Source organism: Streptomyces sp. NPDC090106 (assembly GCF_044747265.1).
Taxonomy (GTDB): domain Bacteria; phylum Actinomycetota; class Actinomycetes; order Streptomycetales; family Streptomycetaceae; genus Streptomyces.
Genome location: NZ_JBIVDS010000006.1, coordinates 179,119 through 192,761, shown reverse-complemented (window position 1 = coordinate 192,761; position 13,643 = coordinate 179,119). Strand labels below are relative to the sequence as shown.

Annotated in this window: 11 protein-coding genes; 4 read left to right on the top strand and 7 right to left on the bottom strand. The window is 70.9% G+C overall.

Annotated elements, in window-relative coordinates; genetic code table 11:
* Positions 1-212: 212 nt before the first annotated feature.
* The 6 genes from ACIPSE_RS21015 to ACIPSE_RS20990 all read right to left on the bottom strand — a co-directional run bounded on the left by ACIPSE_RS21015 (position 213) and on the right by ACIPSE_RS20990 (position 7,395).
* Complete coding sequence (locus ACIPSE_RS21015; protein ID WP_401664597.1) at positions 213-929, bottom strand: ABC transporter ATP-binding protein; 717 nt, start codon at positions 927-929, stop codon at positions 213-215.
* Positions 926-1,699, bottom strand: coding sequence for an ABC transporter ATP-binding protein (locus ACIPSE_RS21010; protein ID WP_401664596.1), 774 nt, complete (start codon positions 1,697-1,699; stop codon positions 926-928). The genes ACIPSE_RS21015 and ACIPSE_RS21010 overlap by 4 nt, the downstream gene beginning before the upstream one ends.
* A complete protein-coding gene (locus ACIPSE_RS21005; RefSeq protein ID WP_401664595.1) occupies positions 1,696-3,339 on the bottom strand; it encodes a branched-chain amino acid ABC transporter permease in 1,644 nt (547 codons plus the stop codon). Before ACIPSE_RS21005 ends, ACIPSE_RS21010 begins: the two co-directional genes overlap by 4 nt.
* Before the next feature lie 8 nt (positions 3,340-3,347).
* On the bottom strand, positions 3,348-4,268 hold the full coding sequence (locus ACIPSE_RS21000; RefSeq protein WP_401665033.1) for a branched-chain amino acid ABC transporter permease: 921 nt from the start codon (positions 4,266-4,268) through the stop codon (positions 3,348-3,350).
* Positions 4,269-4,303: 35 nt separating this feature from the next.
* A complete protein-coding gene (locus tag ACIPSE_RS20995) occupies positions 4,304-5,545 on the bottom strand; it encodes a branched-chain amino acid ABC transporter substrate-binding protein (RefSeq protein WP_401664594.1) in 1,242 nt (413 codons plus the stop codon).
* Positions 5,546-5,688: 143 nt separating this feature from the next.
* Entirely contained in the window at positions 5,689-7,395 is a 1,707-nt protein-coding gene (locus tag ACIPSE_RS20990; protein ID WP_401664593.1) for a PucR family transcriptional regulator, read from the bottom strand.
* 297 nt (positions 7,396-7,692) lie between these two features.
* Between ACIPSE_RS20990 and ACIPSE_RS20985 the strand changes: the two genes are divergently transcribed.
* Positions 7,693-9,093 (top strand): glycoside hydrolase family 43 protein, encoded by a 1,401-nt coding sequence (locus tag ACIPSE_RS20985; protein ID WP_401664592.1) that lies wholly within the window; start codon positions 7,693-7,695, stop codon positions 9,091-9,093.
* 28 nt (positions 9,094-9,121) lie between these two features.
* Here the strand turns inward: ACIPSE_RS20985 and ACIPSE_RS20980 are convergent, their stop codons facing one another.
* Positions 9,122-10,087, bottom strand: coding sequence for an ABC transporter substrate-binding protein (locus ACIPSE_RS20980; RefSeq protein WP_401664591.1), 966 nt, complete (start codon positions 10,085-10,087; stop codon positions 9,122-9,124).
* Positions 10,088-10,341: 254 nt separating this feature from the next.
* Between ACIPSE_RS20980 and ACIPSE_RS20975 the strand changes: the two genes are divergently transcribed.
* From ACIPSE_RS20975 to ACIPSE_RS20965, 3 genes are read left to right on the top strand one after another with little or no spacing between them, the layout of a single operon-like run.
* Positions 10,342-12,729 (top strand): ATP-binding protein, encoded by a 2,388-nt coding sequence (locus ACIPSE_RS20975; protein ID WP_401664590.1) that lies wholly within the window; start codon positions 10,342-10,344, stop codon positions 12,727-12,729.
* Positions 12,726-13,178, top strand: a complete 453-nt coding sequence (locus ACIPSE_RS20970) for a roadblock/LC7 domain-containing protein (RefSeq protein WP_401664589.1) — start codon at positions 12,726-12,728, stop codon at positions 13,176-13,178. The genes ACIPSE_RS20975 and ACIPSE_RS20970 overlap by 4 nt, the downstream gene beginning before the upstream one ends.
* A gap of 21 nt (positions 13,179-13,199) precedes the next feature.
* Positions 13,200-13,616: a DUF742 domain-containing protein gene (locus ACIPSE_RS20965; RefSeq protein ID WP_401664588.1), complete on the top strand. Its 417-nt coding sequence runs from the start codon at positions 13,200-13,202 to the stop codon at positions 13,614-13,616.
* Positions 13,617-13,643: the final 27 nt, after the last annotated feature.

Below are 13,643 nucleotides of genomic sequence, written 5' to 3'. Positions count from 1 at the left end.
CAGTGAACGGTGATGACGCCGCATCGGCGACCTCCCGGAATAGTCGACTCCGGGCAACCTACCGACCGATCATCACAAATGATCACTAAATGGACGAAAGCGGCGCGTGTCCTTCCGTCCGTGGGCCGTCCACGGGTCCGTCCGCGGGTGCATGCGCGGGTCCGTCCGCGAGTGCATGCGCGGGTCCGTCCGCGAGCGCATCCGTCCGCGTCTCAGTCCTCGCCCAGATACGCCTTCCGCACGCTCTCGTCGTCCATCAGCTCCGCGCCCGTGCCCTCCAGCACGATCCGTCCCGTCTCCATCACATAGGCGCGGTCGGCCAGCGCCAGGGCGGCGCGGGCGTTCTGCTCGACGAGGAGGACGGTGGTGCCGGTGCGCTTCAGCTCGGCGACGGTGTCCATGATCTTCCGCATCATGATCGGGGACAGCCCCATGGAGGGCTCGTCGAGCATGAGGAGGGTGGGACGGCACATCAGGGCCCGGCCCATGGCGAGCATCTGCTGCTCCCCGCCGGAGAGGGTGCCGGCCGCCTGGGTACGGCGTTCCCGCAGCCGGGGGAAGAGCTCGTAGGCCCGTTCCACGTCCTCGGCGATCCCCGGGGCGTCCTTGCGGAGGTAGGCGCCGAGGAGGAGGTTCTCCTCGACGGTCAGCCGGGGGAAGATGTGCCGCCCCTCCGGGGAGTGGGCGAGCCCGAGGGCCACCACCCGGTGGGCGGGGAGGCCGGCGAGGTCCTCGCCCCGGAACCGCACCCGCCCCGCCGCCGGCTTCAGCAGACCGCTCAGGGTGTGCAGGGTCGTGGTCTTCCCGGCGCCGTTGGTGCCGATCAGGGTGACGACCTCGCCCTCGGCGACCGAGAAGGTCACGCCCTTGACCGCCTCCACCTTGCCGTACGCCACGCGCAGGTCCTCGACTTCCAGCAGCGCGCTCACGCGGTCTCCTCCTGCGGTGCGCCGAGGTACGCCTCGACGACTCTCGGGTCGGCCTGTACCTCCGCGGGGGCGCCCTCGACGAGCTTCGCACCCTGCACCAGGACGGCGACCCGGTCGCAGAGGTTCATGATGAAGCGCATGTCGTGCTCGATGACCAGCACCGAGATCCCCCGGTCCCGGATCGCGAACACCAGTTCCTCGGTCTCCCGGGTCTCCTGCGGGTTCATCCCGGCCGTCGGCTCGTCCAGCAGGAGCAGCCCCGGTTCGGAGGCCAGCGCGCGGGCGATCTCCAGCCGCCGCTGACCGCCGTACGACAGGTTCCTGGCCGTCGTGTTGCCGTACCTGCCGAGGCCGACGAAGTCGAGCAGCTCCCGTCCGACCGCCCGTGACTCACGTTCGGTGCGGTGGTAGCGGGGGCCGCGTCCGATGGCGGAGAACAGGCCCTCCTTGGTGCGGGTGTGGCGGCCCACCATGACGTTCTCCAGGACGGTCATGCCGCCGAAGAGCCGGATGTTCTGGAAGGTGCGGGCGACGCCGGCCCGGGTCACCTTCGCGGGCCGGGGCGGCAACACCTCGCCGCGGAACCGGACTTCGCCCTCGGTGGGGACGTACATGCCGGTCAGGCAGTTGAAGAAGGTCGTCTTCCCGGCGCCGTTGGGGCCGATGAGCCCGACGATCTCGCCGGTGGAGACCGTCAGGTCGACGGTGTCGACGGCGGTCAGTCCGCCGAAGCGCATGGTGACGCCCCGGGCCTCAAGGATCGCGCTCATGCCGCGACCGCCTCCTCGTGGAACTCCAACTGCCGTTTGCGGTCGGGGATCAGCCCTTCGGGGCGGTAGATCATCATGACGACGAGCGCGAGGCCGAAGAGCATCATCTGGTACTGGCTGAAGAACTCGAACTTCGCGGGGATCAGGTAGAGCAGCGCCGCGCCGAGGAGCGGTCCCGAGATGGTGCCCATGCCGCCGAGGACGACGGCGGCGAGCAGGAACGCCGAGTTGGGCGGGGCGGTGTCGGCGAACTTGTAGTTGTCCGGTACCGCGTTGGTCTGCAGGTGCGCCATGACCGTGCCCGCGAGTCCCGCGAGCGAGGCGCCCATGCCGAAGGCGAGCAGCTTGAAGCGGAAGCCCTCGATGCCCATCGCGGTGGCGGCCTTCTCGTCCTCGCGCAGCGCGATCCAGGCCCGGCCGATCCGGGAGTCGCCGACGCGCGCGTACAGGACGACGACGACCGCCATCACGGCGAGGAGCAGGAGGTAGTAGTTGGCGAAGCGGCCGAACTGCACGCCCAGGATGGTGTGCTGCTCACCGAAGTCGAACCCGAGGATCGTGAGGTTCGGCACCGAGTTGATGCCGTTGGGCCCGTTGGTCAGGGACGGTCCGGAGGTGCCGTCGAGGTTGTTGACGGTGATCCGGAAGATCTCGCCGAAGCCGAGAGTGACGATGGCGAGGTAGTCGCCGTGCAGCCGCAGCGTCGGTGCCCCGATCACGATGCCCGCGACCAGGGACACCGCCATGCCGAGCAGGGCGGTCGCCCAGAACGGCAGCGGGCCGATGTCGAGGGTGGAGAAGGTCGATCCGGAGACCAGGGCGGCCGTGTAGGCGCCGGTGCCGAGGAAGGCGACGTAGCCGAGATCGAGCAGGCCGACCATGCCGACGACGATGTTCAGGCCGAGGGCGACGGCGGCGAACACGAGGATGTTGTCGGCGATCGCGGTGTACTGCTCGTTGTCCTGGGTGAACGGGAAGACCAGGGCCGCGGCGAGTGTGGCGACGCCGGTCGCGGTGCGGTTGCGGGCGGTCAGCTCGCCGAGCCGGGCGCCGAGTCCGGAGACCACCAGGGCGCGTCCGCCGAACAGCGCGGCCGGCAGGAACGCGAGGAACTCCTCGGGCGAGCCGGTCGTGATGCCGTAGGTGACGACGAACATGCCGAGAACGAACACGACGGTGATGACGGCGACTTCGGCCCAGCGGGGCAGCTTGCGCGCCGTCGGCGCGGGCTCCGGTTCCGCCTCCGCCTCCGCCTCCGTTTCCGCCTCTTTCTCCGCCTCCGGGTGGGTGTCGGGCATCCGGTGCGCGCCCGCGGCGAGCAGGACGGTCGCCGCGGCGGCGAGCCAGCCGCCCGGCTCCAGGTTGACGACCCCGCCGAGGTCGACGGTGATCGCGACGACCGTGACCCAGGTCGAGGTCAGCGCGGCCAGCGACACCGCCCGCAGCGCCTTCACCGGTGCGCGGCGGGGTACGGCGAGCAGGGCGAGGGCGGCGATCGCGCACACCAGGGTGACGAGCTGGCTGCCGCCGGGGTAGCCGTAGACGGTGAGGTTGCCGGGGTAGGCGGCCGTCCAGGTCCACGCCAGGAACGGCGAGACGAGGGTGAGGACGGCGCCGGTGAGGGCGAGGATTCTGTTCATGTCCCGTCTCACGCCCTGTCCGCGACGCGCTCGCCGAACAGGCCCTGGGGCCGGATCAGCAGCACCACGATGAGGATCACGAAGGCCCACACGTCCTTCCAGACCGAGCCGCTGAACATCGCCAGGGCGTCGATGTGGGGCAGCGCCCCGGAGGCCAGGGACTCGGCGAGGCCGAGGACCACGCCGCCCGCCATGGCGCCCTGGATGTTGCCGATGCCGCCGAGGACGGCCGCGGTGAAGCCCTTCAGGCCGGTGATGAAGCCCATGTTGTACGAGATGGTGCCGAGCCGGAGGCCCTGGGTGACACAGGCGAGCGCGGCGAGCGCGGCGCCGACGGCGAACGCGATCACGATGATGCGGTCGGTGTCGATGCCCATCAGCCGGGCGGTGGCCGGGTCCTGGGCGGTGGCCTGCATGGCGCGCCCGGTACGGGTGCGCCGCACGAACCAGGTGAGCACCACCATGGCGACGGCGGCCAGCACGACGGTGAGCAGACCGGCGACGGAGATCTGCACCCCGCCGAGGTCCAGCGGCCCGCCGTCGAACTGGGGGAACGGCACCGGTGCGGTGACGCCGACCGAACCCCCGGGCAGGGTGAAGAAGTTGAAGACGACCTGCTGGAGGAAGAGCGAGAGGCCGATCGCGCTGATCAGCGGCGCGAGCCGGGGCGCGTGCCGCAGCGGCCGGTAGGCGAACCGTTCGGCGGTGACGGCCGCGGTGACCGAGACGAGCACCGCGACCACCAGCAGGACGGGCAGCGCGGCCCACAGCGGGACGGACCGCAGCCCCGGCACCCAGGCGTAGACGAACAGGGCGCCGAAGCCGCCGAGCATGTAGATCTCGCCGTGGGCGAAGTTGATGATCTGCAGGATGCCGTAGACCATCGTGTAGCCGACGGCTATCAGGCCGTACATGGAGCCGAGGATCATTCCGTCGGCGAGGAGTTGCGTGAGTTCGGTGCCAGTCACTTCTTGAAGACCTTGATCCCGTCCTGCCACGCGCCGTCCTTGACGGTGTTGATGCTGATCACCTTGTTGACGCTGTCGCCGTACTCGTTGAAGCCGACGGTGCCGGTGACGCCCTCGAAGGTGACCTCGGGCATGGCCGCCACGGCCTTGGGGCGCAGGTCCTTGACGGTGCCGGCCTTGCCGCCGTTCGCCGAGACGGCGGCCTTGACCGCCTGGATGAGGGCGGTGGTGGCGTCGTAGACGTAGCCGCCGAAGACGCCGTAGGGCTCGCTGTAACCGGCGGCCTCGTAGGCGCTGATGAAGCTCTTGGCCGAGTCGAGGGTGTCGATGGGCTGGCCGTCGGAGGTGGTGTAGATGCCGTCGGCGGCCTTCTCGCCGGCGAGGGGGATGATCGCGTCGTCCTTGACGGCGTCGCCGCCGCCGAGGGGGCCGTCGAAGCCGGCCGCCACGAGCTGCTTCTTCAGGGCGCCGGCCTGCGGGTACTCGCCGCCGTAGTAGACGCCCTGCGCGCCGGAGGACTTGACGGTGCTGACGACGGAGGCGTAGTCGCTCTCGTCGGGATTGATCGACTGGTGGGTGACGACCTCGCCGCCGAGTTCGGTGTACGCCTCGGTGAAGTTGTCGACGAGGCCGGCGCCGTAGACCTTCTTGTCGTCGACGGTGGCGAGCTTCTTGATGCCGAGGTCCTCGTAGAAGTACTCGGCGGCGACGGGGGCCTGGACGTCGTCGGTGGTGATGGTGCGGAAGTAGTTGTCGAACTGCCGCTTCGGGGAGGCCTTGTAGTCGGCACCCCGGGTGAGGGTCGGGTTGGTGTTGGCGCCGGAGATCTGCACCAGGCCGGCGTCGTGCAGGGTGGACTGCATCGCGGCGGACACCGAGGAGTTGTAGGCGCCGACGACCCCGATCACGCTGTCGTCGGCGGCGAACGCGGCGGCGTTCTGCTGGCCGATGGTCGGAGTGGCCTGGTCGTCCTTGGCGACGAGCTTGAAGGTGACCCCGGGGACGGTCTTGTTCTTGTTGGCCTGCTTCACGGCCAGTTCGGCGGCGTTCTTCATGCCGAGGCCGACGGCGGCGAGGTCCTTCGACAGCGGGGCGTCGAACCCGATGGTGACGGTGGTGGTGCCGGCGCTCTCGCCGGCGGCGTCCCCTTCGTCCCTGCTGCCGCAGGCGGACAGGACCATGGCCCCGGCGACGAGTGGCACGCCGAGCCGGAGACGGTGAAGACGGGTGTGACGCATGGGAGTTCCTCTCCTGAACCGATCAGCGGTGGCTGAAAACTAGGCGTCGGGGAGGCTCCGGCATCCTGTCGCGACGGCAGACGTGCATCGCCTGACGTTGTCCGCCCGGACATTGCCAGGCAACCGGGCCGTCACGCGTCCCGTCACGGACCCCCGGGGCGTCTCAACTGCAGCAGTGCGACGAGCCGTTGCTCCGGGTCGTCCAGGTCGATGCCGGTGAGTTCGGCGGCTCGGCGGACGCGGTGGCGGAGGGTGTTGGGGTGGATGTGGAGGCGTTCGGCGACCTTGGCGACGTCGCCGAAGGCGTCGAGGTAGAGGAGGAGGGAGGGGGCGAGGTCGGTGCCGTGGCGCCGGTCGTAGGCGGTGAGGACGTCGAGCGCGGGGTCGTGGGTGCCGGGGTGGCCGTGTTCGGTGAGCAGGTCGAGGATCTCGTCGAGGACGACGGCCGCCCGGACGTCGGGGTAGGCGGCGGCGGGCAGTTCGGGGGTGCGGGCCAGGACGGTGAGCATCCGGTCGACGGTGCGGCGGGCGAGGGGGGCCTGGGCGAGCCGGGGGAAGGGGGCGGTGACGGCGGCCTGGACGGGGGTGCCGAGGTGGGTGCGCAGGGTGGTGACCAGCTCGGTGGTCCAGGTGCGCAGCGCGGCGTCGGCGCCGGTGCGGCCGGCGGGTCTGGCGGCTCCCCCGCGGGCGGTGCGCCCGGGTCGGTTCTCGTCGGGTCCGGCCGCCTCGGGTTCGCTCTCGGGCAGCAGGACGTAGATCCGCCCGTCGAGCTGGGTCGCGACGGCGGTGCGCCGGAACGCGGCGGCGTGGACGGAGGCGATCTCGGCGGTGCGGGAGCGCCGCAGGGTCGCCGTGACCGTCTCCCCGGCCGGGTCGCGCAGGTCCACGGCGACGACCGTCGCCCCGCGTTCCGGGTCCAGGCCGAGGGAGGCGGCGAGGGAGCCGGGCGGCACCTGTCCGGCGAGGAGCCCGGCGGCGAACTCCTCGCGCAGCGCGGTGTCGCGGGCGGCGTCCCGGGGCCGCCGTACGAGTTGGACGGCGGCCAGCCGGGCGGCGCCGCGCAGCACCTCGGGGGCCCGCTCGGCCAGGGGCCCGGCGCCTTCCTGGACCCAGATGGTGCCGAGGGGCCGGCCGCCGACGAGGATGCCCGCGGCGAGCCGGCGCCGGGCGCCCAGGTCGGCGCGTTCGGTGACCTCCACGACCTCCTCGCCCGCCCGCAGCCGCGCCGAGACGCCCGTCTCGCGCAGGAACGCCAGATACGGCTCCGGGCAGGACTGGCCGAGGATGCTGAGCCGGCGCACGGCGTCGACGTGGTCGTCGGAGCGCGAGTAGGCGAGCACCCGGTTGGCGCTGTCCTCGATGCTGACGATGCCGCCGGTGAGGGTGGCGAGGGTCTGGGCGAGGGAGGGCAGGTCGCCGTGGGTCTGCTGGTCGGTGAAGCCGGCCGCGGGGTGGACGACGTCGACCAGGGTGCGGGCCACCGCGGCGACCTGTTCCCAGCGGGCGTCGTCGCGCACCGCGAGCAGTGCGGTCCCGCACTCGGTGGCCGCTTCGCGCAGCGCGTCCGTGTCGCCGGGGTCGGTGCCCGTCTTGACGGCGACGGCCACGGCACCGGCCCGTCCGGCGGTCAGCAGGGCGCGCAGCGCGGCCCGTCCGCGGACGCCGATGACCAGGGCGAGCGCCCCGGGCGGCGGTGGGACGAGGTCGTCGGGTTCGACGATGACGACGGTGTCCAGGGGGAGTTCGACACCCCGGGGCGCGACCAGCAGGTCGACGAGGGGTCCGGTCAGTGCGGTCACCAGATGGCGCAGCAGACTTGCGGGGACGGTGACCGGGGAACGCGATGCCACGGGCTATGCCTCTCCGAGCAGCAGGTGCGGTGGCGGCACGGTATCGGCGGGGCGGGACCGTGGTGCTTGTCCGCCCGGACAAGAGACGGCGGGGCCGGGCAGTCCGCCGGTACAAGGCCCCTTCCCGGGTGAGGAGCCTTTTCCGGCCAAGCGTGTGCGGGCGATTGACGCGTCACCGGCACCCCTCTACTTTCCATTCGCCTCACCGAACCTTGTTCGACATATCGGCCAGCATCTCGACCAGCCTGGCCCGGTGACCCGCTCGCCGCACCCCTCCGCCGATCACCTGGAGAGCTCATGCCCGCAGAGCCGCCCGCCGCTCCCCCTCTCTCCCGCCGCCGTCTCCTCGGCATGGCCGCGACCGTGCCGCTCGCCGCCACCGGCGCGCTGACCCTCGGCGCCGGGACCGCGCACGCCGCCGACTCCGCCTACGTCATGGGCTACTTCACCGAGTCACCGGACATGCTGGCCGCCAACTACGGGCTCCACCTCGCCGTCAGCACCGACGGCCTCCAGTGGACCCCGCTCAACCAGAACGCGCCCGTCGCCACCCCCACCGCGGGCTCCGGCGGTCTGCGCGACCCGTTCATCCTGCGCAAGCAGGACGGCACGTTCGTCGTCCTCGCCACCGACCTGTACGGCACGGACTGGACGTACGTCAGCCAGTACATCCACGTCTGGGACTCCGCCGACCTGCGCACGTTCACCGGCTACCGGCGCCTGAAACTGCACGACATGGACACCCACAGCTGGGCGCCGGAGGCGTTCTGGGACGCGGGACGCGGCCAGTACGCCGTGATCTACTCGGCGGTCAACTCCAGCGGCCACAACGTCATCATGGTCAACTACACGAGCGACTTCACGACGGCCGGCAGCCCGCAGGTGTTCTTCGACCCCGGCTACGACGTCATCGACGGCGACATGGCCCTCGGGGTGAGCGGCTACAACTACCTCTACTTCAAGAAGAACTCGACGCTGGTGGGCGCCCGCTCCACCTCACTGGACCCGGGCAGCTTCACCGAGTTCAGCACGGCCGTCTCGCACGGCGGCACGGAGGCCCCGACGCTCGTCAAGTCCCTGACGTCGAGCTCCACCTGGTACCTCTGGGGCGACACCTGGTCGCCGAACGGCGTCTTCTACGCCTGGCAGTCCAGCAGTCTCGCGGCCGGCACCTGGACGGCCCTGGACCAGAAGACCTACACGCAGCCGCTCAACTCCAAGCACTGCACGATCCACCCGATCACCTCGGCGCAGTACTCCAACCTGGTCACCAAGTGGGGCACCCCCACCTGGAACCGGCTCAAGTCCTACAACTACCCGGACCGTTACGTCCGGCACAGCAACTACACCGGCCGGATCGACGCCTATGCCTTCGACCCGTACCCGGACTCCCAGTGGAAGCTGGTGGCGGGGCTCGCGGACTCGTCCGGGGTCTCGTTCCAGTCGGTCAACTACCCGACCCGCTATCTGCGGCACTACAACTACGCGATCCAACTGGACGAGAACGACGGCACGTCGGCCTTCGCGGCCGACGCGACGTTCTACCGCACCGCGGGACTCGCCAACTCGTCCTGGTCGTCGTTCCGTTCGTACAACAACGCGACGCGGTACCTGCGGCACTCGAACTACGTCCTGCGGATCGATCCGATCTCGACCACGACCGACCAGCAGGACGCGACGTTCTCCGTGGGGTACTGACCCGCCGGAACGGCGATCAGCGCCCCGGTCAGGACAGACCGGCGGACTCGAGCCACTCCTTGGCCACGTCCAGCGGGTCCTTGTTGTCGAGCTGGACCTGGGAGTCCAGGTCCAGCAGCGTCTTGGTGTCGAGCTTGGCGGAGACCGCGTTGAGCGCGTCGATCCCCTCCTGCGAGAGCCCGGACTTGTATACGAGCGGGGTCACGTTGGCGAAGCCGAAGAGGTTCTCGGGGTCCCCGAGGACCACGAACTTCTCCTTGGTGATCGTCGGGTCCGTGGTGAAGATGTCCGCCGCCTGGACGGTGTTCTTCGTGAGCGCCGCCTGGGTGAGCGGGCCGCCCGCGTCGAGCGCCTTGAAGGACTTGAACTTCAGGCCGTAGACGGACTCCAGGCCCTTGAGCCCCTGCTGCCGGGTCTGGAACTCGGGCGAGCCGCCGATGACCAGGTCGGGGGCGGCGTCCTTGAGGTCGGCGAGCGTGGACTCGGCCGTGAGGCCGTACTTCTTGGCCGTCTCGGCGTTGACGCTGACGGAGTCCTTGTCCTCGGCGGGCGAGGACTCCAGCAGCGACAGCTTGCTGTCGAGCTTGGCCGCCGCCGCGGCGTTGACCTCGGCCGCCGTCTTCTGCTCCGCCTCCGGGTCGAGGTAGGCGAGGAGCGAGCCGTTGTACTCGGGCAGAACGGTGATGGAGCCGTTCTTCAGCAGGCCGTAAGTGACCTCACGGCTGCCGATGTTGGGCTTGTAGCTGACCTTGACGCCCTTGGCCTTCAGGGCTTCGCCGTAGATGTCGGCGAGCAGGATGCTCTCGGCGAAGTTGTTGGAGCCGACGACGACCGTGTCGCCGCTCGCCGCCTTGGAGTCCTCGGCCAGCGGGTCGGAACCGTCGTCCGAGGAGGAACATCCCGCCAGCAGGGCCGTCGCGGCCGCGAGCGCGACCGCGGCCGCGCCGGGATGCTTCCGAAGGGACCTGCTGATGTACGGGGTGTTGGAAGTCACCTACTGATCCAATCCAGCCGGTTCTCCGCCAGTCAAGAGCAGCCCGGTCACCAATTGGCGTCAAAACTGCGCTGATTGTGAAGGGTGGGCGAAGCCGGTCGCGGTTCCCCGCCTTCATCTCGTAATGGATTCTTGACTCGGGGTGACATGATCCGACTCCGGTAGAGAAGGTAATGTCCTGGCCATTGGCGCCAGTCGATCAATTTCGGTCACGTAAGTCCCCGCGCGCCTGAACCCCCTTCGAAGGAGGCCTGGTGTCCGCACGGGGCTTCGCCGACCGCTGGCCGTTCCGGCGCAAGCTGAACCTGCTCGTCGGTGTGCCGCTCGCGGTGGTCGCCGCACTGCTCGCCTATCTGATCTCCGATCAGGGCCGGCAGTCCCAGAACGCGAGCGACGCCGCGCGGCTGGTCCGCAGCAGCACCGAGGTGGCCACACTGGTGGACCGCCTGGCGGCCGAGCACCAGCAGGCCATCCTGCTCTCGGTGCGGCACGAGGCGACCTTCGACGGGGGCACCCCCTCGACCAGCGCCTACCGCGCGGCCCAGATCGAGGTGGACAACCAGGTCGGACGCGTCCGCGAACGCTTCGGCGACCAGCTGCCGGCGGAGGAGGCGAGGGCCCTCAAGGAGGTCGAGGCGCTGGAGAGCCTGCGCGACAGCGTCCAGCAGGCCTACGTCCCCGCGACCAACGTCGACCCGGCGTACAGCACCGCCGCCAAGGGCCTCATCGACGGTCTCGGCCTCGACCACGACTCCAACCTGTCGGCGACCTTCACCGGCAACCTCCTGGACTCGCTGCTGCGCGCCGACGCCGCCCACAGCTCCTACGAGACCGGCGTGTTCTCCGCGACGACCGGCGACTCCAACGCCCTCATGGAGTTCATCGGCGCGATCGGCTCCTACGACGAGTACACCCACCAGGCCGACCGCTTCGCCCGGTTCGCCACCGAGGAGCAGGTCTCCCGGCTCGCGAAGATCGAGCACAACAGCTCGCAGGGCGTCATCAACCGGCAGTACGCCGAGCTCCAGATCGACCCCGGCGCCGTGCAGGCCGATTCGCCCGCCCAGATCCGCAAGTCGCTGAGCCGGGCCATCGAGTCGTACCCCTCCTACCGCAAGCAGGCGAGCATCCGGCTGGGCACCACCACCACGCTCATCGACGAGATCGCCGACCGCGCGGACACCGCCTCCCACGAGTCGCTGCGCACCGCGCTCCTGCTGCTGGCCCTCGCCCTGTTCGGCTTCCTCGCCTGGTTCGCGTTCTCGGTGACGGTACGGCGCTCCGTGGTCCGCCCGGTGCAGGCGCTGACCGGCGCCGCCCAGCAGGTCGCCCAGGCAGCCGACCGGGAACTGGCCCGCGTGGCCGACGACGACGCCGAGGACGACACCCCGCCCCGCCTCGGCGCGATGCCGGTGACGGCGCGCGACGAGATCGGCGACCTCGCCGAGGCCTTCGACCATGTGCGCTCGACCGCCGCCGCCCTGCTCCAGCGCCAGGCGCTCAGCCGCCGCAACGTCGCCGAGATGTTCGGCAACGTCGGCCGCCGGGTGAGCAACCTGACCTCCCGGCAGCTCGCGCTGATCGACGCCGTCGAACGCGGCGAGACAGACCCCGAGCTGCTCGAACGCCTCTACAGCATCGACCACATCGCGGTCCGCCTGCGCCGCAACGCCGACAGCCTGATGCTGCTCGCCGGCATCCGCGAGACCGGCCTCGGCCAGGGCCCGACGGCGCTGACCAACGTCGTGCGCGCGGCGCTCGGCCAGATCGAGGGCTTCCGCCGGGTCCAGCTGCGCGCCCGCACCGAGACGCTGGTCGAGCCGGACGTCATCGGCGACCTGACCCTGATGGTGGCCGAACTCGTCGAGAACGCGGTGTCGTTCTCCCCGGCGGACTCCCCCGTCGAGGTGTACGTGCAGGGCACGCCGGACGGCGCGGTCGTGGTCGTGGCCGACCACGGCATCGGGATGACGCCCGAGCGGCTCGCCGAGGAGAACGCGCGCATCGTGCGCCGTGAGCGCCTCGACGTCGTACCGACCAAGGTGCTCGGCCTGTTCGTCGTCGGCTCCCTCGCCCGCCGCTGGGACATCGGGGTCACCCTGACCCGTACCGCGGGCGGCGGTGTGACCGCCGAGGTCACCCTGCCGCAGTCGCTGCTGCTGGCGACGGCCACCGTCAGGACGCCGGTACCGACCCCGCCCGCGACCGAACCCGAGGAGAGCGGTCCGCGCCCGTCGGCCGCGGAGCCGGACGGCCCGCTGCCGCGCCGGGTCCCGCGCCGCGAGGACGAACCCGAGGCCGGCCCGGAGACCCCGGCGCCCTTCATCCCGCAGGCCAGGAAAGGCGACGCCCCGGCCCCCGCCGCGGCGAACGGCTCGCGCCCGCTGCGCCGCCGGGTCCGCGGAGCCACGCTCCAGCGCACCGCCGACGCGGCCACCCACCCGGCCGGCACCGGCGAGGCCCCCCGGCCCGCCGACGCGGACGCCGTGCGCGCCGCCCTGGAGGAGTTCGAGGCGGCCGTCGAGCAGGCGCACCGCGACACGGGCACCGCCGGCGGCGCGGACACCTCCACGCCCGCAGCCGTGGACACAGACCCCCACCCGCAGGACCAGAACCACCACCCGGAAGGAGCCGAGCAGTGACTGAGCCGACGACCCCGGCCGAACTGCAGGCGGCGGCAGCCGACTTCACCTGGCTGTTGAACCGATTCGCCACCGAGACCGCGGGCGTCGTGGACGCCATCGCCGTCTCCTCGGACGGACTGCTCATCGCGGTGTCCGAACTGCGCGAACAGGCGGATTCGGAGCGCCTCGCGGCGATCGTCTCCGGTATCACGAGCCTGGCCGCCGGCGCCTCCGGCAACTACGGTCTCGGCGGCCTGAACAAGGTCATCATCGACCTTGAGGGCGGCCATGTGCTGGTCTCCGCGATCGGCAGCGGCGCCGTGCTCGGCGTGGTCACCGACAAGGAGGCCAAGCTGGGCAACATCGCCTACGAGATGACGGTGTTCGCCAACCGCGCGGGCACCGCGCTCAGCCCGCAGCTGGTGCTCGCGCTGAAGAACAGCGTCGGTTCGCCGACGGCCCTCTGACCCGGACGGACACGACACGCCATGGCGGACGGCACCCCTCCCCCGGGCGAGAACCCGGTCGGTCCCGCCTCCGCCGTGCGTCCGTTCCTGGTCACCGCGGGCCGTGTGGCGCCCGGTGCCCCGGGACCGGGCGGCGCGGCGATGCCCGTCGAGACCCAGGTGGTGGCGACCGCCGACGGCCTCGCGGAGCTGGCCCAACTCTCCTTCGAGCAGCACGACATCGTCGCCGCCTGCCGTCGGCCGCAGTCGATCGCCGAGATCGCGGCCCGGCTGCGGCTGCACCTCAACGTGGTGCGGATCCTCGCCGAGGACCTGCGCGAGGAGGGGCGGCTGACGGTGCATGTGCCCGACTCAGCCGCCACGCACGACGCTTCCGTCCTGCGCCGAGTGATCGATGGCCTGCGGGCCATCCCCGACTCAGGGAAGGTACATCCGTGACCTCCGTGACCCTGTCCGAACCGGCTT

Bases quoted from the DNA above. Each gene is read 5' to 3' on its own strand.
- ACIPSE_RS21010 (WP_401664596.1), bottom strand. From the start codon at position 1,699: ATGAGCGCGATCCTTGAGGCCCGGGGCGTCACCATGCGCTTCGGCGGA.
- ACIPSE_RS21005 (WP_401664595.1), bottom strand. From the start codon at position 3,339: ATGAACAGAATCCTCGCCCTCACCGGCGCCGTCCTCACCCTCGTCTCG.
- ACIPSE_RS21000 (WP_401665033.1), bottom strand. From the start codon at position 4,268: ATGATCCTCGGCTCCATGTACGGCCTGATAGCCGTCGGCTACACGATG.
- ACIPSE_RS20995 (WP_401664594.1), bottom strand. From the start codon at position 5,545: ATGCGTCACACCCGTCTTCACCGTCTCCGGCTCGGCGTGCCACTCGTC.
- ACIPSE_RS20985 (WP_401664592.1), top strand. From the start codon at position 7,693: ATGCCCGCAGAGCCGCCCGCCGCTCCCCCTCTCTCCCGCCGCCGTCTC.
- ACIPSE_RS20965 (WP_401664588.1), top strand. From the start codon at position 13,200: ATGGCGGACGGCACCCCTCCCCCGGGCGAGAACCCGGTCGGTCCCGCC.